Below are 20,588 nucleotides of genomic sequence, written 5' to 3' on the forward strand. Positions count from 1 at the left end.
ATCTCCGCTTAATGTGAGTGGCGCGGCACGGCGGAACCGCGGTTGCCGACCAGGAAGTCGAAATCGCAGCCTTCGTCGGCCTGCAACACGTGTTCGATGTAGAGCTGCTGGTAGCCGCTCTTCGGTCCTGGCGCGCTGCCCAGTTCGCGGGCCGCCAGGCGCTCGGCGATTTCCGCGTCGCTGATGTCGATGTCCAGGCTGCCGTTATGGCAATCGAGGGCGATCATGTCGCCGTCGCGCACGATGCCCAGCGGGCCGCCCGCCATGGCTTCCGGCGCCACGTGCAGCACGACGGTGCCGTAGGCCGTGCCGCTCATGCGCGCATCCGAGATGCGCACCATGTCGGTGATGCCCTGCGCCAGCAGCTTCGGCGGCAAGCCCATATTGCCCACTTCGGCCATGCCCGGATAGCCTTTCGGGCCGCAGTTCTTCATCACCAGCACGGAATTGGCGTCCACATCCAGGTCCGGATCGAGGATGCGCGATTTATAGTGTTCGAAATCCTCGAAGACGACGGCCTTGCCGCGGTGCTGCATCAGGTGCGGCGAGGCGGCAGACGGTTTCAGCACGGCGCCGCGCGGCGCCAGGTTGCCGCGCAGCACGCAGATGCCGCCATCGGCCAGCAATGGATTGTCCAGCGTGCGCACAACCTCGTCGTTGTAGATCGGCGCTTCGACGCAGTTGTCCCAGATCGACTTGCCGTTGACGGTCAGCGCATTCTTGTGCGGCAGCAAGTCGCCTTCGCCCAGGCGGCGTATCACGGCCGGCAAGCCGCCCGCATAGTAAAACTCTTCCATCAGGAAACGGCCCGACGGCAGCAGGTCGACGATGGTCGGCGTGCCGCGGCCCACCTTGGTCCAGTCCTCCAGCTCGAGCGGCACGCCGATGCGGCCGGCGATCGCCTTCAGGTGGATCACGGCATTGGTCGAACCGCCGATGGCGGCGTTGACCTTGATGGCGTTTTCAAATGCCTCGCGCGTCAGCACTTTCGACAGGCGCAGGTCTTCGTGCACCATCTCGACGATGCGGATGCCCGACATGTGGGCCAGCACGTAGCGGCGCGAATCGACGGCGGGGATGGCGGCGTTGTGCGGCAGCGAGGTGCCCAGCGCTTCGGCCATGCTGGCCATGGTCGAGGCCGTGCCCATGGTGTTGCAGGTGCCTGCCGAGCGCGACATGCCCGATTCGGCCGACATGAACTGGTGCAAGGTGATCGATCCGGCCTTCATCTGCTCGTGCAACTGCCACACGGCCGTGCCGGAACCGATGTCCTTGCCATTGAGCTTGCCGTTCAGCATGGGGCCGCCGCTGACGACGATGGTGGGGATGTCGACGCTGGCCGCGCCCATCAGGAGGGCCGGCGTCGTCTTGTCGCAGCCGACCAGCAGCACGACGGCGTCCATCGGGTTGCCGCGGATCGATTCTTCCACGTCCATCGAGGCCAGGTTGCGCGTCAGCATGGCTGTCGGACGCAGGTTCGACTCGCCGTTCGAGAAGACGGGGAATTCCACGGGGAAACCGCCCGCTTCGAGGATGCCGCGCTTGACGTGTTCGGCCAGCTGGCGGAAATGCGCATTGCAGGGGGTCAGTTCGGACCAGGTATTGCAGATGCCGATGATGGGTTTGCCATGGAACTCGTGGTCAGGTATGCCCTGGTTTTTCATCCAGCTGCGGTACATGAAGCCGTTCTTGTCCTGGGAGCCGAACCACTCGGCAGAGCGCAGGGCTACCTTCTTTTTTGTCTCAGACATGCCATTCTCCTGGTTGTGCCACGCCGATCTCGTCGTCGGCCCGGGCAGCGATGTTGGGATACTAAAGAATCCTGCCATGCCTTTCCAATCAATTTTTAATGCGTTCCGATATCGAAAACGATATCGGCATGTAGCAATGAAAACGCCCTGCGGCGGGTGGCGGCAGGGCGTGGGCGGTTTGCAGTGTGGCGCTTACTCGGCGGAAAAGCGGTACACGGTTTCCGTCCGGTATTCCTCGCCCGGGCGCAGGATGGTGCTGGGGAAATGCGCCTGGTTCGGCGAGTCCGGGAAATGCTGGGTTTCCAGGCACAGCGCGCTGCGGTAGCTGATGGCGCGCAGCTTGCCGTACTGGCTGCTGTCGAGGAAATTGCCCGAATAGAACTGGATGCCCGGTTCCTGCGTGTACACCTGCATCACCCGGCCCGAAGCAGGGTCGCGCACGGTGGCGGCCAGGTTCAGCAGTTGGCCTGCCTTTTGATTGAGCACAAAGTTATGGTCAAAGCCGCGGCCGATGCGGATCTGCTCGTGCGGCAGATCAATATTGTTGCCAATGACCACAGGCTGGCGCAGGTCGAAGGGCGTGCCGGCCACGTCCGCCAGCTCGCCCGTGGGAATCGAACCCGCATCCACGGGCAGGTAGCGCTCCGCGTTGATCGTCACTTCGTGGCCGAGGATATGCCCCTGCCCCGCCAGGTTGAAATAGCTGTGGTTGGTCAAGTTGACGGGCGTGGCCTGGTCCGTCACGGCGTGGTAGCGCAGGCTCAGCGCGTTGTCGTTGTCCAGTTCGTACACGATGGTGACGTCGAGCCGGCCCGGGTAGCCGTCCTCGCCATCCGGGCTGCTGCGGGTGAACGTGACGCCCACCGCATCGTCCTTCGTGAATGGCACGGCCTGCCACATGACCTGGTGCAAGCCCTGATTTCCGCCATGCAAGTGATTGGGCGCATTGTTGACAGCCAGCTGGAAGTCGCGGCCGTCGAGGTGGAAGCGCCCCTCGGCGATGCGGTTGCCGAAGCGCCCGATGACGGCGCCCAGGAAGGCGCTGTTGTGCAGATACGGTTCGATGCGCTCGAAACCGAGCACCACGTCGGCAAAGGTGCCGTTGCGGTCCGGCACGTGGATTTCGCTGATGATGGCGCCAAAGTCGAGCACCTTGACTTGCATGCCCTGGCGGTTCGTCAGGGTAAAGACGCTAACGTGCTGGCCATCGGGCAAGACGCCGAACGGCGCCTCGGTGACGGTGGCGGACGCGGAAACAGGTGCGACAGAGGTCATAAGCGCTCTTCCATGAATTACAGGGTCGATGAACGGCCAAACACGGGCATGCCCTGCGCATCCCAGCGCAGCGGTTTGACAAACGTGTGGCGGTCCGGGTTCCACAGGGGATCGCCGACGATTTCCGTGTAGGTGCGGGCATGGTACACCAGCAACACGCCGTCGCCATCGTCGGCCGTCGTAAAGCTGTTGTGGCCGGGGCCGTAGATGCCGTGCTCGTAGCAGGTGGCAAACACGGGCTCGGGCGACTTGGTCCACGAGAACGGATCGAGCAAGTTTGCCGTGTCATCGGCCCACAGCAAGCCCATCGCGTAGTTTTCATCGGTGGCGCTGGCCGAATAGCTGATGAAAATCTTGCCATTGCGCTTCAGCACGGATGGTCCCTCGTTGACCCAGAAGCCACGGATTTCCCAGTCGAACTCCGGTTTGCTCAGCATCACGGGCGGCCCGCCCAACTGCCATGGCGTGGCCATCGGCGCGATGTACAGGTTGGAATTGCCCTCGATGGCGACATCTTTCTGCGCCCACAGGTAGTACAGCTGGCCATCGTGTTCGAACGTGGTGGCGTCGAGGCAAAAGGTGTCGATACCCGTGTCGATCTGGCCCATGAATTCCCACTCGCCCTCGAGCGGGTTGGCGCTGGTATTGCGGATCGCATACATGCGGTGCTGGAACAGCTGATGTTTGATTTCGCGGCTCGGCGCGGCGGCGAAATACACATACCAGGCGCCCTGGTTGAAGTGCAATTCGGGTGCCCACACCAGTTCGCTGTACGGCCCCGTCTGCGGCATGTGCCACACGTCCACCGTTGGCGCATCGGCCAGGCCGGCGATGCTGTCGGCACGGCGCAGTTCGATGCGGTCGTACTGCGGCACGGAGGCCGTAAAGTAATAATAGCCGTCGCTGTGGCGGTAGATATGCGGGTCGGCACGTTGTTCGATCAGCGGTTTCAGTACTTCAACCATAAGCACTCCAAATCATTTCATTAGATAAAATTAGTTTGCCTTACAACACCTGAGAAAACCGTAGCGAGCGGAAGGGAGAGGTGGCTAAGAAGCGCAACCGTACTCTAGTACGGTGAGCATCGCAGGCCGCCTATACCGACGCGCAGTAGGTTAGCTCAGGTGTCCTCATGCGGCGACGTAGCCACGCTTGTGCATTTCTACCTTGACGCCCGTGTAGTAGCTGTCACTGATGCGGTACTTGAACATCAGCAAGCCCATCAGCAAATGGAAGAAGCCGGGGATGATCGACAGCATCAGGGCGATGCCGTTCAGGGCGAATTGCGTTTGCTCATGGTTGGGCTGATAGTCGAAATACGACAGCAGCATGCCCACCAAAAAGCCGGCCACGGCCATGCCCGCCTTCTGGCAGACGGAAATGCCGCCGAAGGCGAAGCCGGAGACGCGCTTGCCCGTCTTCACTTGACCGTAGTCGATGGTTTCCGCGATGGCCGACCAGAACACGGGCGCATGCAAGTCCACCACAAAGGACAGCAGGAAATACAGGGCGAAGGCCAGCACGGTGTCGCTGGGCTTGACGAAGAAATAGATGGCTAGGCTGATCAGTGCCACGCCGATCTGCGTGTAGCGGAACAGTTTTACCTTGCAATAGAGCTTGGTGATCCACGTCGAGGCGATCATGGCGAGGATGGCCGCCACCACGCCCGTGGTCAAGAAGGCGGCCACGGTTTCCGTGTCGCCGCCCAGATAGTATTTCGCGTAATAGATGGCGACGGAGCCGCGCACCACGTAGCCGACCGTGCCGGTGACGCATACGCCGCACAGCACCAGCCACTGGTCGTTTTTCAGCAGCACCTGCAATTGTTCCAGCAACGATTGTTTTTCCACCACGTGCACGACGCGCTCGGTGGTGGTGAAATAGCAGAACAGGAACAGGGCCACGCCCATGACGGCCATCACGGCCATGGCCGCCTGGTAACCGACGGCCGGGTTGCCGCCGCCCCAGCGCTGCGACAGCACCGGCACGACGATGGTCACCATGAAGGCGCCGATCTTGGCGAAGAACAGGCGGTAGCCATTGGCCGACAGCCGTTCGTGCGGGTCGCTGGTCAGGCCGCTGATCAGGGAAATATACGGGATGCCGACGCCGGCCGTCATGATGGTCATCAAGATATAGGTCGAATACGCCCACACCAGCTTGGCGTCATAGCCCCATTCCGGCGTCGTGAAGACAAAGAAGACGCTGACGCCGAACGGAATGGCCAGCCACAGCAGATATGGGCGGTAGCGGCCCGAGGCAAAGCTGTAGCGGTCCGTGATCTGCCCCATGACCAGGTCGGCGATGGCGCCCACCACCTTCACGGCCACGAACAGCAGGGCCAGGTCCGTGGTTTTCAAGCCATAGATATCGGTATAGAAAAAGGTGATGATCAGCATCATCGACGAGATGACGACATTGAGCGCCATGTCGCCGGCGCCGAAACCGACCTTTTCAACGGTGGATAATTTTTGCGTCTCCATGCTTTCCGTCCATTCTTTTTATGATGAATCGTGCCTGATTGCCCAACTGACAGGGGCGTTGCCGGCCGAAACCATGGCAACGCCCTTGGATACTGCTTTCACGCATGTATAACGTTCAGGGCAAGGCGCGTTGCCGAAGACTGTACGAGGAGTACGGCCAGGTAACGCAGCCATGGACGTTTTACATTTTCCAGCGCAGCGAAAGACCTACCGTGCGGTCATAACGGCGCGTATCGCGCGCATACACGCCCGGCTGGTTCCAGTAATCCTTGAACTTGGTATCGAGCAAGTTATTCCCGTCCAGGGTCACCGTGAACTGGTCGTTGATCTTGTACGACAGCGAACCGTCGAGCTGGGCCGTCGGCGCCACCTTCAAATCCAGGCCGGGGCCGCCCTGGTTATAGCTGTCGATGAATTTCGAGCGCCAGTTGTAGGCCAGGCGGCCCGACCACGCATCCTTTTCATACAGCAGCACCAGGTTGTACGCATAGCGCGACACGCCCGTGATGGCATGGCTGCCCGTCTCGTCATCGGTGCTGCCGCTCATGTACGTGCCGTTCGCTTGCAAGCCCAGGCCGCTCAAGATGCCGGGCAAGCCGTCATAAAACTGCTGGTAGCCGATTTCCAGGCCTTGCAGCTTGCCGGCCGCCGTGTTGTACGGACGGTCCACGTCATACGTCTTGCCGCCGATGCTTTCGCTGGTGATGCGCTGCTGGATATAGCCGTCGAACTTGTGGTGGAATACGGTGGCGTTCACGGAGCCGGCCGGCGCAAAATACCATTCCAGTGCGGCATCGAAATTGTCGCCCGTTACCGGTTTCAAGTTCGGATTGCCGCCGGCACCCGTCGCCTTCACGGTTTCCGTCGAGTTGACGAGGGCCACGCCAGGATTGAGCTGGGCGAAGCCGGGACGGCTGATGGTGCGGCCCGCCGCGAAACGCCCGATCAGGTCGGAGCGCAGCTTGATCTTCAGGGCCACGCTCGGCAGCACGTCGGTGCTGGCCGTGTCGCTGACGACAGGCGTGTACACGCCATCCTCGGACGTGTTGCCCTGCAGGCTTTGCTCGGTGTGCACGACGCGCACGCCGACGGTGCCGTCGACGGGATAGGCGCCGAGCTTGAAGGCGATCTTCGCCTTGGTATAGATGGAATACGTCTTTTCCGTATCCTTGAAGAACGAGCCTGGATCGAGGGCGCGCGCCGCGCCGCTGCCCGTGATAGCTTCGCGCACGGTGCCCGTGTGATTGAGCAGGAAACTGGCGCACGGCGTATACCATTGTGTCAGGCCATAGTTGGGGCCGCCGCTGGACATCGGTTCCGACAGGCAATTCAGGCCGGGAATCGACGTCACGCTCTGGCGGCTGAACGGGAACGCGGCGCCGGACACGTCCGGTGCTTCCGCATTGCCCTCGAAACTCTTGATCGATTGCGCTTCGCGTTTCACGCCGCGCACGCCGACGCTAATTTCCTTGAAAAAACCACCGGCGCCTGGCGTGTACGCGAGGTCGGCGCGCAAGTCTTTCGAGCTGCCCTCATCCTGTCCGTAGCGGTCGAAAAAGCCCTTCAGATAGTAGTTCGACGGATCTTTCAGGTCGATGCCGCTGTAATCGACGTGCAGGGTGCCGTTCAGATTCGTATTGATGGTGGCGTTCGGCACCTGCGTGATGGCGTCGAGGATGGGGTTGCGCCAGTTGAACGTGCTTTTGGTGCTGGCCACTTCCGACGTGAAACGCCACTCCGGATTGATTTCCCACAAGCCGCCCACGGCGAACTGGTGCGTTTTCGATTCGTTCTTGTTCGCCTGCGTCGACATGATGGTATTGACGTTGGTGGACGTGAGCGTTTGCAGCTGGTCGGTGCCGGGAATCTTGGTGGCGGACACGGGCGTGCCCCACCATGGCAGGCCGACGAAGTAATCGGATTCCGCGTCGAGCAGGAAGCGCGTGGCCATGCCTTCCGCGTACAGTTCGACATCGGCATTCGGACGCCATTGCAGGACGGCATTGGCCGTGGTGCGACGGCGGTCGCCCTTGATCGGCAACAAACCGACCTGGTCCGGCGCCGTCAGGCCAGGCAAGAGGAAACTTTTATCCACGGGCGCCGTGTTGAAGGCGCGCTCTTCGTGGTAACGGTGCTGCTGCTGCGACAAGCCCAGCAGCGCGCCCACGTCGCCGATGCCCGTCTTCCAGCGGTTAGCCACCATGCCGCTGACGTTCGGGTCCGTGGCTTTCGATTTGTCGCTGTAGACGGCGCGCGTATTCACGCTGGCGGTGAAGTCCTTGAAATCGAACGGACGGTTGGTGCGCACGTCGATGATGCCGGCCACCCCGCCCTCGACCTGGTCCGCGCCCTGCGATTTGTAGACGTCCACGCGCTGCAGCATGGTGGCGGGAATGTCGGCCAGGTTGACATAGCGGCCCGTGGTGGTGAACAGTTCGCGGCCGTTGAGCAGGGTCGTGACATCGCGCAAGCCGCGGATCATGACGGCGCTCGCTTCGCCCGAATCGCGGCGGATCTGGATGCCGGAAATGCGCGCCAGCGTCTCGGCCACGTTGTTGTCCGGGAATTTGCCGATGTCGTCGGCGACGATGGAATCGATGACCTGGTCCGAGCGCATCTTGATCTGCTGCGAATTCTGCGCCGAGCGGCGCACGCCGCTGACGGTCACCACGGCCACTTCAGCTTCCGCTGCCGGCACGGCCGCAGCTGCCACCTCGGCCGCCTCGGCCGCCGGCGCGGGAGCCACAGTCGCCTGCGCCCATACCGAGGCCGAGCTCAGCAGGCCGATACCGGCCAGAGCCGCAACGGCTGCCTTCAAGGTGAATGGACGAGGGGACGTGGCCGCGAGCGGGCCGGTGGCGTTGCGCATCATGAATCTCCAGATATTGTATTGATATTTTTTCTGCTGCTTGCATGTCGTTCGCATGCTCGGCGTTTATCTTAGGGGCTGGACGATAATCTCTCCAATCAATTTTTCCACTGTTTCGATATCAATTTCGATATCGGCTGGCAGCACCGTGGCGAGGTTGCAAACGGACAACGGCAGGGGCGTCGCGGGCATTTTCCGGAAGAATCTGCACAAAAAATCGGCAGCGCTGGCGTGCAGCATGAAAAGGGGAACAGGATTAAGCTCGTGGACTGGCATCGGCCATCGTTGCCACCACCTGCACAGGAGTCCGCATGAACGTTTTAATGGTATTGACCTCGCATGACCAGCTCGGCGACACGGGCCACAAGACCGGCTTCTGGCTGGAGGAATTTGCCGCGCCGTATTACGTGCTGAAGGACGCGGGCGCGCGCCTCACCCTAGCCTCGCCAAAGGGCGGCCAGCCGCCGCTGGACCCGAAGAGCGATGCGCCCGAATCGCAGACGGCGGCCACGGCCCGCTTCAAGGCCGACCCGGCAGCCCAGGCCGCGCTCGCTTCTACCGTGGCGCTATCCACGGTCAAGGCGGCCGACTACGACGCCGTGTTTTACCCGGGCGGCCACGGCCCCCTGTGGGACCTGGCCGAAGACCAGGACTCGATTGCCCTCATCGAAGCCCTGCACGCAGCCGGCAAGCCCGTGGCCGCCGTCTGCCACGCCCCCGGCGTCCTGCGCCACGTCAAAGGCAGCGACGGCCAGCCATTGGTGAAAGACAAGCAGGTGACGGGGTTCACGAATACGGAAGAAGACGCCGTGGGCTTGACGAAAGTCGTGCCGTTCCTGGTGGAAGACATGCTCAGGGAAAATGGCGGCATGTACTCGAAAGGCGCGGACTGGGCGCCGTATGTGCTGACGGATGGCATCTTGATCACGGGGCAGAATCCAGCCTCGTCGGAGGCGGCGGCGCAGGCCTTGCTGAAATTGCTGAAGTAAGGCTCGTTGCTGAGACGGGTGGCTGCGCAGCGGCAGGCGCAGTCATCTCGTCGCGCGTTGCAATGTGCGGCGCGCTGGCAGAAGAACGGCAAGTCTTGATGTGTCTTGGTGCGGCTGGCGGGGATCGAACCCACGACCCTTGGCTTCGGAGGCCAATACTCTATCCACTGAGCTACAGCCGCGTAGGGGGAATTTCTGAAGTGATGCGAAGGATACCGTTTTTCTTTACCTACGTCTACGGAAACTGTCGTATCGCCGGCAATTGCATGTCACTGCTCAATTTTTGTGCCTATAATTGTGGGTTTCATAAAGGTTTACATCCAGGCATGTAAAAATGCTACCTTACACGGCCATCAGTTTCAAATCTGGACTAAGGACATCATGAGCGACGCACATAACGAACAACAATCAGCGATCAAAACGCCTAAACAATTGCTTGCCGCCGTAGCTGGCTTCTTCCTCGTCACCGTCATCGGCATCATCTTGCTGGTGCAGTTCGTCACCACGCAAAAACTGACGGGCGCCGGCACGGACAGCCAGTCGCCCGAAGCCATCGACGCCCGCCTGAGTCCGGTGGCCAATGAAGGCTTTACCTTCAAGGATGCCAGCGGTCCGAAAGTGCTGCAGAGCGGTGAAGCCGTGTACACGGCCACTTGCGTGGCTTGCCACGGCGCCGGCGTGGCCGGTGCGCCGAAGTTTGGCGACGCGGGCGGCTGGTCGGCCCGCCTGGCCCAGGGTTACGATACGGTGCTGAAACACGCCATCGAAGGCTTGCGCGCCATGCCCGCCAAGGGCGGCAATCCCGACCTCGACGATGTGGAAGTGGCGCGCGCCGTCGTCTACATCGCCAACGCATCGGGCGGCAAGTTCAAGGAACCGGAAGTGCCGGCACCGGCCGCGGCCGCCGATGGCGCCGCACCGGCTGCAGAGCCTGCCAAATAAGCACTGCCAAGTCAGCACTTGCGCTGCATCAAGGAACCGCCCGCTGGGGCGGTTTTTTTTCGCCTGGAAATCTGCAAGAGTATGGCCTGTCGGATGACGCGCGCCGCTCGTCCGGCCTGCGCGACGACCGTTTGTGCCAAATCAAGCGGCGTAAAAAAGCCGCCCGGCTTGCGCGGGGCGGCTGCAACTTATGCCATCAACACACGTCTTACCACATGATGACGCGGTCTTTTGGCGGCAGATACATCTTGTCGCCCGGTTTCACGTCAAACGCCTGGTAGAAGCCGGGCTGGTTGCGCATGGTGCCGTTGGCGCGGAACTGGCCTGGCGAGTGCGGGTCCGTCTTCAGCAAGACCAGTTGCTGCGCTTCGCGCATCTTCATGCGCCATACCTGGGCAAAGCCCGCGTAGAAGCGCTGTTCGCCCGTGAAACCGTCGATGACGGGGGCTTTCTTGCCGTTCAGCGACAATTTATACGCTTTATACGCGATCGCCACGCCCGAGTTGTCGGCGATATTCTCGCCCAGGGTCAGCTCGCCGTTGACGAAGTGACCAGGGACAGGGCTGAAGCTGTTGTACTGCGCCACCAGCTGCTTGGTTTTCTTGGCGAAGTTTTTATGGTCAGCCTTGGTCCACCAGTCGCGCAGGTTGCCATCGCCGTCGTACTGGGCGCCCTGGTCGTCGAAGCCGTGGCTGATTTCATGGCCGATGACGCCGCCGATGGCGCCATAGTTGACGGCGTCGTCCGCGTTGGCGTCGAAGAACGGCGCTTGCAGGATGGCGGCCGGGAAGACGATCTCGTTCAGTTCAGGGTTGTAATAGGCGTTCACGGTCTGCGGCGTCATGCCCCACTCGTCGCGGTCGATAGGCTGGCCCAGCTTGTTCAATTCGCGGTTGTAGTTGAGCAGGTGCGAACGCTGGATGTTGCCGATCAAGTCGTCCTGCGCCACCGTCAGGCCCGAGTAATCGCGCCATTTGTTCGGGTAACCGATCTTGGTGGTGAACTTGGCCAGCTTGATCTGCGCCTGTTTCTTGGTGACGGGGCTCATCCAGTCGAGCTTGTCGATGCTTTGCTTGTAAGCCGTCATCAGGTTTTTCACCAGCGCTTCCATGCGCACCTTGCGCTCGGCCGGGAAATACTGTGCCACGTACAGCTGGCCCAGGGCTTCGCCCAGCGCGCCTTCGACGGCGCCCACGCCACGCTTCCAGCGCGGCCGCATTTCCGTCACGCCCGTCAGCGTGGTGCCGTAAAACGCGAAGTTTTCATCGACATACGCTTTCGGCAGGTAGCCGGCGTTAGCGTGCAGCAAATGCCACTGGAAATACGCCTTCCACGTCTCGAGCGGCGTCTTGTTGGCGATCTCGGCAAACCCCTTCAGGTAGCTGGGCTGGCTGACGATCACGTAATTGACCTTGTCGGCGATGCCCGTATCCTTCAGGTAGCGGGCCCAGTCGTAGCCCGGCGCCACGTCGGCCAGTTTCGCCAGTTCCACCTTGTTGTAGGTCTTGACGGGATCGCGGTTCTGCACATTGCTCCATTGCGCCTTGGCCAGCTCCGTTTCCAGCGCCACGATGGCTTTCGCGTTGGCGGCGGCATTCGCGTCGCCGGACAGGCTGAGCATTTTTTCCACGTGGGCCAGGTATTTGGCGCGCGTGTCGGCCTTGCCCGCTTCCAGATAGTAGTCGCGGTCAGGCAGGCCCAGGCCGCTTTGCACGATGTCGGCCACATATTTCGTGGAATCCTTGGCATCCTGGTGGATGCCGAAATCGTAAGGCGAAGTCACGCCCAGCTTGCTGAAGTGGGCGATCACGCCCGGCAATTCGGCCTTGTCCTGCAGGGCGGCGATCTTCGCCAGCTCCGCGTTCAACGGCGTCAGGCCCAGGCTTTCCAGCTTGGCTTCATCCATGAAACTGTTGTAAAAATCGCCAATTTTCTGCGCGTTCGAACCGGCGGCGCGGGCCTTGTCGGCTGCGGCCCCTTCGACGATGCCGCGCATCTGCGTTTGCGTATCGTCGGCCAGCTTGGCGAAGCTGCCCCAGCTCGACTTGTCGGCTGGAATCACGGTTTCCGCCAGCCACTTGCCATTCAGGTGCTGGAACAGATCATCCTGCGCGCGCACGGCCGGGTCGACGTATTCGATGGCGATGCCGGAGGTGAGCGCCGCTGGCGCGGCGGCCGTGGTGGCGACGGCTTTCTTGGCGGTGTCGGCAGCGCCGGCGGCGCCTGCCATGCCGGACACGCCGGCCAGCAAGCTCAGGGTCAATGCACTTAACAAATAACGATTCACAGTTGTCCTCAGTATCATGTTGTTGAAATAAGGGTCAGAACGCCCGAGGCTTCTGGCCCGGTTTTTGACTGTAGCATACCGCTGTAAGCGCAGAAAGAACTTTGGCCGGAATGTAAAAAAGACCACGCAAGGTGGTCTTTTTTGTTGCTACAGGTTTACGTTTGTGGCATGCCCGCGCTTACCAGATGATGACGCGGTTTTCCGGCGCGACATACATCTTGTCGCCCGGCTTCACGCCAAACGCTTCATAGAAGCCTGGCTGGTTGACCATGGTGCCGTTGGCGCGGTACTGACCCGGCGAATGCGGGTCGGTCTTGATTTGCACGATCTGCTGCGCTTCGCGCATCTTGCTGCGCCATACCTGGCCAAAGCCCATGTAGAAGCGCTGGTCGCCCGTCAAGCCGTCCAGCACGGGCGCCGGCTTGCCGGCCAGCGAGATTTTATAGGCCTTGTACGCAATCGCCACGCCCGAGTTGTCGGCGATGTTCTCGCCCAGGGTCAGGGCGCCGTTGACGTGGTAGCCCGGCAGCGGGCTGTAGCCATCATATTGCTTGGTCAGCGCGTCGGCCTTGGCGGCGAAGTTCTTGCGGTCGGCCGGCGTCCACCAGTCGCGCAGGTTGCCGTCGCCGTCGGACTGGCTGCCCTTGTCGTCGAAGCCGTGGCTGATTTCATGGCCGATGACGGCGCCGATGGCGCCATAGTTGACGGCGTCGTCCGCATTGGCGTCGAAGAACGGCGGCTGCAGGATGGAGGCGGGGAAGACGATCTCGTTCATCGTCGAGCTGTAATAGGCGTTCACCGTCTGCGGCGTCATGCCCCATTCTTCGCGGTCGATCGGCTTGCCCAGCTTGGCCACCTGGCGCGCGGAGCCGAAGTTGGCGGCGCGCATCATGTTGCCCACCAGGTCACCCTGGACGATCTGCAGCTTCGTGTAATCGCGCCATTTGTTCGGATACGCGATCTTCGGCGTGAACTTGGCCAGCTTGGCTTGCGCTTCCTTCTTGGTTTCCGGGCTCATCCAGTCCAGGGTGTCGATGCTGTCCTTGTAGGCGGCCAGCACGTTTTTCACCAGTTCCTGCATGTGCGCCTTGCGTTCTGCCGGGAAATATTGCGCCACGTACAGTTTGCCGACGGCTTCGCCCAGCACGCCTTCGACGGCGCCCACGCCACGCTTCCAGCGCGGCTGGTTCTGCGTCACGCCGCTGAGTACCGTGCCGTAGAAGGCAAAGCTCTCGTCGACGAAGTTTTTCGACAGGTAGCTGGCATAACTGCGCAGCAACTGCCATTCGAAATACGCTTTCAGGGTGTCGAGGTCGGTGGCAGCCAGCACCTTGTCATAGCCGGCCAGGTAGCTCGGCTGGTTGACGATGACGTAATCGACCTTGTTGGCGATGCCCGAGGCGGCCAGGCCCGCTTTCAGGTCGTAGCCCGGCGTCAGGTCGTTGAGCTTGTTAATGTCGGTCTTGTTGTAGCGTTTCACCGGGTCGCGGTTTTCGACCTTGGTCCATTGCACTTCAGCCAGCGCCGTTTCCAGGGCCACGACGGCCTTGGCGCGCGCGGCAGCGTTCTTGTCGCCGGCCATGGCCAGCATCTTTTCCACGTGCGCCTGGTACTTTTCCTTGACGCCAGCCTGCTTGGCTTCCAGGTAATAGTCGCGGTCCGGCATGCCCAGGCCGCTCTGGCTCACGTAGGCCGCATATTTCGTCGAGGCGCGCGCATCCTGGCCCACGTAGACGGCGTACGGCGTCGACACGCCCGTCTGGCTCAGGTGGGCGATCAGGGCCGGCACGCCCTTCTTGTCGCGCAGCGAGCGGATACGGTTCAATTCGCCTGCCAGCGGCTTCACGCCCAGCGATTCGAGCCTGGCTTCATCCATGTAGCTGGCGTACAGGTCGGCGATCTTCTGCGCTTCGGAACCGGCTTTGCGGTTCTTGTCCTGTTGCGTGCTTTCGATGATGCCGCGCAATTGCGGCGTCGTGTCGTCGCGCAGCTTGGCGAACGAGCCCCAGCTCGACTTGTCGGCAGGGATCTCGGCCGTGGCCAGCCACTTGCCGTTCAAATGGGTAAAGAAGTCGTCCTGCACGCGCACGGCAGGGTCGATGTATTGCACGTCGATGCCGGAAACGGGCGCGGCGGCGGCCGGTGCGGCGCCGGGCGCCACGGTCGGTGCGGCCACGGCAGCGGCCGGTTCGGCGGCGTTGGCAAACGCAGCCAACAGGGTCAGGGTCAGGCTGCTCAAGAGATAGCGGTTCACGGATTGTCCTTATGGGGCATGTCAAAAAGACCGGGCGGAAAGCTTCGGGCGGATAGCCCGCCGCGCCAGGCGCTGCAGGAATGTAGCACGCGGACAGGCCCTTTGACCATCGTTGCCCCGGGACTGCCCCGTGGCGCGCCTCAGTTGCCGGGCAAACTCATGCCGGCGCCACCGCCGCCCATGCTCACGCCCATGCCTCCCATGCCCCCCTTGCCGCCGCCCTTGCGTCCGCCATGCTCGCCAGCGGGCGCGCCGCGCGACTCGCTGCGCGGCGCGGCGCCATCCATCACGCGCGCCATCTGGCCGGCGATGAACTGGGCCACGGCCTGGCGCTGGCGTTCATCGAGCGCGTCATTGACGCTCAGCCACCATGCGCGCAGCTGCTTTTCTTCGGCCAGGCTGAGCGTGCTTTCATCGTCCAGGCCACCGAGCAAGTCGCGCAGCTCCAGCTGGGGTGCCTGCAAACCCTGCTGCACGGTCGCCTGCAGGCGCTCGCGCCGTGCCTTGCGTTCGCGCAACATCTGGCGTGTTTTCGCTTCCACCTGCTGCCACAAGATGCTTTGATTCGCATTGAGCTTCAATTCCGTCTTGAAATCGGGCGCCATGGGCAGCAAGTCTTCCAGCCGCATCTCGGCTATCGGCACGGCGGATGCCGTCAGGGCGGCACTGCCCAGCAGCAAGGCCAGGCCGAGGCGGCGCAGGGAGGAAAACGGGGTCAGCGATGTCATGGGGGCTCCGGCGAAAAAAAAGCCTGCATCCGAAGACGCAGGCAAAACCACTTCGGGTCGAGAATGCGAATCCACTATAGGGCCGCCGCACACGCTTTTTTTCGACTCTTACAAATGCTTACTCCCCTCAAGACTAACTATACATCGCATACAAAACCGCAACATTTGGCAAGCTGGCGGCCGCCATTCAGGGCCTAGACTGTGCCTTGGCACGCATTTTCCGCCGGCGCCCCACACCGGCAGAGATTCAGGTCTATACTTTCAGGAAAGCGCCGCTCCACGGGGACTGGCGCTTGTGCAGGACATTCTCAGGTGCAAAGGTGCAATGATGGGCAAACTCAAAAATACCGGCTTGATCGGCCTGGGCGTGGTGGCCGGCGTCGCCGTATCGCTGCAATTTTCAGCGATGGCGCAAAAGACCGTCGAGCCGCCCCTGCCGCTGGAAGAGCTGCGCCAGCTGGCCGACGTGTTTGGCCTGATCAAATCCGATTACGTGGAACCGGTCGAGGACAAGAAACTGCTGACGGAAGCCATTTCCGGCATGGTCGCCTCGCTCGATCCCCATTCCGCCTACCTGGACAAGAAAGCCTATGCCGAGCTGCGCGAAGGCTCCGAAGGCAAGTTCGTCGGCCTCGGCATCGAAATCGGCCTCAGCGAGGACGGCTACATCAAGATCGTCTCGCCCATCGAGGATTCGCCCGCCTACCGCGCCGGCATCAAGGCCGGCGATCTGATTACCCGCCTGGACGGCCAGCCCGTGAAGGGCGTCAGCCTGGACGACAATGTCAAGCGCATGCGCGGCGAACCCGGCACCCAGGTGTCGCTGACCATCGCCCGCAAGGATGAACCGCAGCCGCTGGCCTTTACCATCACGCGCGAGGAAATCCACCAGAAGAGCGTGAAGGCCAAGATGGTCGAGCCGGGCTACGCCTGGCTGCGCGTGTCGCAATTCCAGGAACCGACCGTGGACGACATGGCGGCGCAGATCACGGCCCTGTACCAGCAAGACCCCCATCTCAAGGGCATGGTGCTCGACTTGCGCAACGATCCGGGCGGCGTGCTGCAAGGCGCCATCGGCGTCTCGGCCGCCTTCCTGCCCAAGGACGCGGCCATCGTCTCGACCAATGGCCAGTTGCCGGACTCGAAACAGGTGTTCTACGGCCGCGCCGAATACTATGCGTTCCGCTCGGACGGCGATGCGCTGGCGAAACTGCCGGCGGCCATCAAGCAAGTGCCGCTGGTGGTGCTCGTCAACACCGGTTCGGCCTCGGCCTCGGAAATCGTCGCCGGCGCCCTGCAAGACTACAAGCGCGCCACCATTATCGGCACGCAAACCTTCGGCAAGGGTTCCGTGCAAACCATCCGCCAGCTGACGGCCGACACGGCCGTCAAGCTGACGACGGCCCGCTACTACACGCCGAATGGCCGCTCGATCCAGGCCAAGGGCATCGTGCCCGACCTGCTGGTCGATGAAAATGCGGACGGCGACGGCTTGAACGGCCTGCGCATGCGCGAAGCGGACCTGACCAAGCACCTGAGCAACGACCGCGACAAGGAAAGCGACAAGGCGGCCCCCGTCAACGACGAGATGGAAGAGCAGCTGCGCATCCTGGCCCTGGAAAAAAACCGCAAGCCGCTGGAATTTGGCAGCAAGGACGATTTTCAGCTGAACCAGGCCCTGAACCACTTGAAGGGACTGCCGGTGCAGCTGGCGAAGGCCGAACCGGTGGTGGTGCAGGCCGACGTCAAGAAAGAACAGAAGAAGTAAGCCGCACCGCCAGCAGCGCAACGGGGGGCGCAATGCCCCCCGGTAAGCCGTTCACGCGACAAAAATCAATCTTCCGCCACACATCCCCCTCCCCCGCAACACGAAACTCTCTACAGTCGAGCACGTTTGTGTAAAATTTGCTTCACTTATCGGCATCGCGCCGGTTGCCAAATTTGAAAGTTTAACCATGAAACAAGTCGTTATCAGCGGTACCGGACTGTACACGCCGCCATTTTCGATCTCCAACGAGGAACTGGTCACCTGCTTCAATGCCTACGCGGAAAAGTTCAATGCCGATAACGCCGACGCGATCGCCGCAGGCACCGTCACGGCGCTGGACCTGTCGAGCGTGGCCTTCATCGAAAAGGCGTCCGGTATCAAGTCGCGCTTCGTGATGGAAAAGGAAGGCATCCTCGACCCGGCGCGCATGGTCTCGCGCATCCCGGAACGGGGCGACGACGAACTGTCCTTGCAGGCTGAAATGGCCGTGGCCGCCGCCCGCGACGCGCTGGCGCGCGCCGGCCGCACGCCGGCCGATATCGACATGGTGCTGGTGGCCTGCAGCAATATGCAGCGCGCCTACCCGGCCATGGCCGTGGAAGTGCAGGATGCGCTCGGCATCGACGGTTATGGCTTTGACATGAACGTGGCGTGCTCCTCGGCCACCTTCGGCATCCAGCAAGCCGTGGCCGCCGTGCAAAGCGGCCAGGCGCGCGCCGTGCTGGTCCTGAATCCCGAGATCACCAGCGGCCACCTGAACTGGCGCGACCGCGACAGCCATTTTATTTTCGGCGACGCCTGCACGGCCATCATCGTCGAAGCGAAGGACACGGCCGTGTCCCGGCACCAGTTCGAGATCATCGGCACGGAACTGAAAACCCGCTTCTCGAACGCCATCCGCAACAATTTCGGCTTCCTCAACCGTTTTGACGAGTCCGGCATGGGCAAGGCCGACAAACTGTTCCGCCAGCAAGGGCGCAAGGTCTTCAAGGAAGTGTGCCCGATGGCCGCCGAAATGATCAAGGCGACCCTGGCCAAGGCCGGCGTGGACGTGGCGCAAGTGAGCCGCTACTGGCTGCACCAGGCCAACCTGAACATGAACTTGCTGATCGCGCGCCTGATCCTGGGCCGCGATGCGGAAGCCAACGAAGCACCCGTGATCCTCGACACCTACGCCAACACCTCGTCGGCCGGCTCCATCATCGCCTTCCATAAATATCAGGATGACATGGCGGCAGGCGGCATGGGCGTCATCTGCTCGTTCGGCGCCGGCTATTCCATCGGCTGCGTGGTCGTGCGCAAGGTGTAAGCATGCGGGGCGGGCAGCGCCTGATTCCTTGAATTAGGCGCTGTTCAAGGTGGATAGGCATGCGTTCGCGGCCACCTGGACGAAGATGTAGCGCAAGTTTTTTGCAAAAAAAGCGGCACGATAGTTCCAGCCGCAGCTTTGTTGCGTTTATACTCAATCGCTGAGCAACATCTTCCCATCCGCATCTCCCCATAAGGAACCCACCACGCATGCCCCATGACATCAGTCTGATCACCACCATCGCCGCCGCCCTCGGGTTCGGCCTCATCTTCGGCTTTATCGCCACGCGCATGAAGCTGCCGGCACTCGTCGGCTATCTGGCCGCCGGCATCATCATCGGACCGGCCACGCCCGGTTTCGTGGCGGATGCGGAAATAGCGGGGCAATTGGCGGAAATCGGGGTGATGCTGATGATGTTCGGCGTCGGCCTGCACTTTTCCATCGAGGATTTATGGGATGTGCGCAAGATCGCGCTGCCTGGCGCCATCTTGCAGATCGCCGTCGCCACGGCGATGGGCATGGGCCTGGCCCACTGGTGGGGCTGGAGCATAGGTGGCGGGCTGATCTTTGGCCTGGCGCTGTCCGTGGCCAGCACCGTGGTGCTGCTGCGCGCGCTGGAAGAACGGGGCATCCTCGACTCGCTGAACGGCCGCATCGCCGTCGGCTGGCTGGTGGTGGAAGACCTGGTCACCGTGCTGGTGCTGGTGCTGCTGCCGGCCTTCGCTGGCGCGCTGGGCGGCAAGGTGGCGCCGGGCGCCGAAGCGGTCAGCCTGTGGCAAACCCTGGCCATTACCCTCGGCCAGGTGGCCGGTTTCATCGTCTTCATGCTGGTCGTCGGCCGCAAGCTGTTCCCCTGGATTCTATGGCAGGTGGCGCGCACCGGTTCGCGCGAACTGTTCACCCTGTGCGTGATCGCCGCCGCCGTCGGCATCGCCTACGGTTCGACCAAGCTGTTCGGCGTGTCGTTCGCGCTGGGCGCCTTCTTCGCCGGCATGGTGCTGCGCGAATCCGAACTGAGCCACCGCGCCGCGGAAGAGTCGCTGCCGCTGCGCGACGCCTTTGCCGTGCTGTTCTTCGTCTCCGTCGGCATGCTGTTCGAACCGAACATCCTGCTGGAAAAGCCGCTGCAAGTGCTGGCCGTCTGCGCCATCATCATCTTCGGCAAGTCGATCGCCGCCTTCCTGCTCGTGATGGCCCTGCGCTATCCGCCGAAAACGGCCATCATCGTCTCGGCCAGCCTGGCGCAGATCGGCGAATTCTCGTTCATCCTGGCCGCGCTGGGCCTGTCGCTGGGCCTGATGCCGCAGGAAGGACAAAGCCTGATCCTGGCCGGCGCCATCCTGTCCATCGCCCTCAATCCCGTCGTGTTCAGCATGGCCAAGCCGCTGCTGCGCGTGATGAGCAACAGCGATTTCGCGCGCAAGTTCGAGCGCACGACCGATCCGCTGGCCGAACTGCCAATGACGGTGCCGCAGGAAAAACTCTCGGGGCAAGTCGTGCTCGTCGGTTATGGCCGCGTCGGCCGCCGCATCGCCGCCGCCCTGATGGAGCGGGGCATACACTTCGTCGTGGCCGAGGAAAACCGCGAAATCGTCGACCAGTTGCGCAAGCAGGGCATTCCCGCCGTGGCCGGCAATGCGGGCGAACCGGCCGTGCTGATCCAGGCGCACATCACGCACGCCACCATGCTCGTCATCGCCACGCCCGATACCTTCCACGTGCGCGCCATGATCGAGACGGCGCGCGCGCTCAATCCCACGATCATGACCGTGGTGCGCACGCACAGCGAGGAAGAGGCGGAATTGCTGCGCGCGGAAAATGCGGGCAAGGTGTTTATCGGCGAACACGAACTGGCGAATGGCATGGCCGAACACGTGCTGCAGAGCTTTGATGCGGCCAGGAAAGGACACGGCGCGCATTAATTCGGCGCCCG

14 protein-coding genes and 1 tRNA gene are annotated in these 20,588 nt (G+C 62.1%); 5 read left to right on the forward strand and 10 right to left on the reverse strand.

From position 1 onward, the window contains the following. Window positions 1–8 precede the first annotated feature (8 nt). The 6 genes from AC1RDJ_RS09435 to AC1RDJ_RS09460 form a co-directional block, all read right to left on the reverse strand. Window positions 9–1,751 carry an IlvD/Edd family dehydratase gene (locus AC1RDJ_RS09435; protein WP_493027288.1) on the reverse strand — a complete coding sequence of 581 codons (1,743 nt, stop codon included), beginning with the start codon at window positions 1,749–1,751 and terminating at the stop codon, window positions 9–11. A 192-nt stretch (window positions 1,752–1,943) separates the two neighbouring features. Beyond that, window positions 1,944–3,026 carry an aldose epimerase family protein gene (locus tag AC1RDJ_RS09440; protein WP_493027289.1) on the reverse strand — a complete coding sequence of 361 codons (1,083 nt, stop codon included), beginning with the start codon at window positions 3,024–3,026 and terminating at the stop codon, window positions 1,944–1,946. A gap of 17 nt (window positions 3,027–3,043) precedes the next feature. Further along, a complete protein-coding gene (locus tag AC1RDJ_RS09445; protein WP_493027290.1) occupies window positions 3,044–3,991 on the reverse strand; it encodes a glycoside hydrolase family 43 protein in 948 nt (315 codons plus the stop codon). Window positions 3,992–4,156: 165 nt separating this feature from the next. Then, window positions 4,157–5,509 (reverse strand): MFS transporter, encoded by a 1,353-nt coding sequence (locus AC1RDJ_RS09450; RefSeq protein WP_493027291.1) that lies wholly within the window; start codon window positions 5,507–5,509, stop codon window positions 4,157–4,159. A gap of 181 nt (window positions 5,510–5,690) precedes the next feature. Continuing rightward, on the reverse strand, window positions 5,691–8,381 hold the full coding sequence (locus tag AC1RDJ_RS09455) for a TonB-dependent receptor (protein WP_493027292.1): 2,691 nt from the start codon (window positions 8,379–8,381) through the stop codon (window positions 5,691–5,693). A 63-nt stretch (window positions 8,382–8,444) separates the two neighbouring features. Next, a complete protein-coding gene (locus AC1RDJ_RS09460; protein ID WP_493027293.1) occupies window positions 8,445–8,654 on the reverse strand; it encodes a hypothetical protein in 210 nt (69 codons plus the stop codon). Between the two features lie 35 nt (window positions 8,655–8,689). Here AC1RDJ_RS09460 and AC1RDJ_RS09465 point away from each other — a divergent pair, with 35 nt between their 5' ends. Next, window positions 8,690–9,367, forward strand: a complete 678-nt coding sequence (locus tag AC1RDJ_RS09465) for a type 1 glutamine amidotransferase domain-containing protein (protein ID WP_071325814.1) — start codon at window positions 8,690–8,692, stop codon at window positions 9,365–9,367. Window positions 9,368–9,473: 106 nt separating this feature from the next. Here AC1RDJ_RS09465 and AC1RDJ_RS09470 read toward each other — a convergent pair. Next, window positions 9,474–9,549, reverse strand: a tRNA-Arg gene (locus AC1RDJ_RS09470). Window positions 9,550–9,748: 199 nt separating this feature from the next. Between AC1RDJ_RS09470 and AC1RDJ_RS09475 the strand changes: the two genes are divergently transcribed. Next, on the forward strand, window positions 9,749–10,309 hold the full coding sequence (locus AC1RDJ_RS09475; protein ID WP_071325815.1) for a c-type cytochrome: 561 nt from the start codon (window positions 9,749–9,751) through the stop codon (window positions 10,307–10,309). A gap of 208 nt (window positions 10,310–10,517) precedes the next feature. Here the strand turns inward: AC1RDJ_RS09475 and AC1RDJ_RS09480 are convergent, their stop codons facing one another. The 3 genes from AC1RDJ_RS09480 to AC1RDJ_RS09490 form a co-directional block, all read right to left on the reverse strand. After that, entirely contained in the window at window positions 10,518–12,596 is a 2,079-nt protein-coding gene (locus tag AC1RDJ_RS09480; protein ID WP_493027294.1) for a M13 family metallopeptidase, read from the reverse strand. A gap of 178 nt (window positions 12,597–12,774) precedes the next feature. Beyond that, window positions 12,775–14,850, reverse strand: coding sequence for a M13 family metallopeptidase (locus tag AC1RDJ_RS09485; protein ID WP_493027295.1), 2,076 nt, complete (start codon window positions 14,848–14,850; stop codon window positions 12,775–12,777). 140 nt (window positions 14,851–14,990) lie between these two features. Next, window positions 14,991–15,578, reverse strand: a complete 588-nt coding sequence (locus tag AC1RDJ_RS09490) for a hypothetical protein (protein ID WP_493027296.1) — start codon at window positions 15,576–15,578, stop codon at window positions 14,991–14,993. Between the two features lie 325 nt (window positions 15,579–15,903). Between AC1RDJ_RS09490 and AC1RDJ_RS09495 the strand changes: the two genes are divergently transcribed. From AC1RDJ_RS09495 to AC1RDJ_RS09505, 3 genes are all read left to right on the forward strand, one after another. Further along, window positions 15,904–17,346 carry a S41 family peptidase gene (locus AC1RDJ_RS09495; RefSeq protein ID WP_071325819.1) on the forward strand — a complete coding sequence of 481 codons (1,443 nt, stop codon included), beginning with the start codon at window positions 15,904–15,906 and terminating at the stop codon, window positions 17,344–17,346. A gap of 187 nt (window positions 17,347–17,533) precedes the next feature. Then, complete coding sequence (locus AC1RDJ_RS09500) at window positions 17,534–18,655, forward strand: beta-ketoacyl-ACP synthase III (protein ID WP_071325820.1); 1,122 nt, start codon at window positions 17,534–17,536, stop codon at window positions 18,653–18,655. A gap of 209 nt (window positions 18,656–18,864) precedes the next feature. Continuing rightward, on the forward strand, window positions 18,865–20,577 hold the full coding sequence (locus tag AC1RDJ_RS09505) for a cation:proton antiporter domain-containing protein (protein WP_071325821.1): 1,713 nt from the start codon (window positions 18,865–18,867) through the stop codon (window positions 20,575–20,577). Window positions 20,578–20,588 lie beyond the last annotated feature (11 nt).

The organism is Janthinobacterium sp. GW822-FHT07H10, assembly GCF_058798675.1.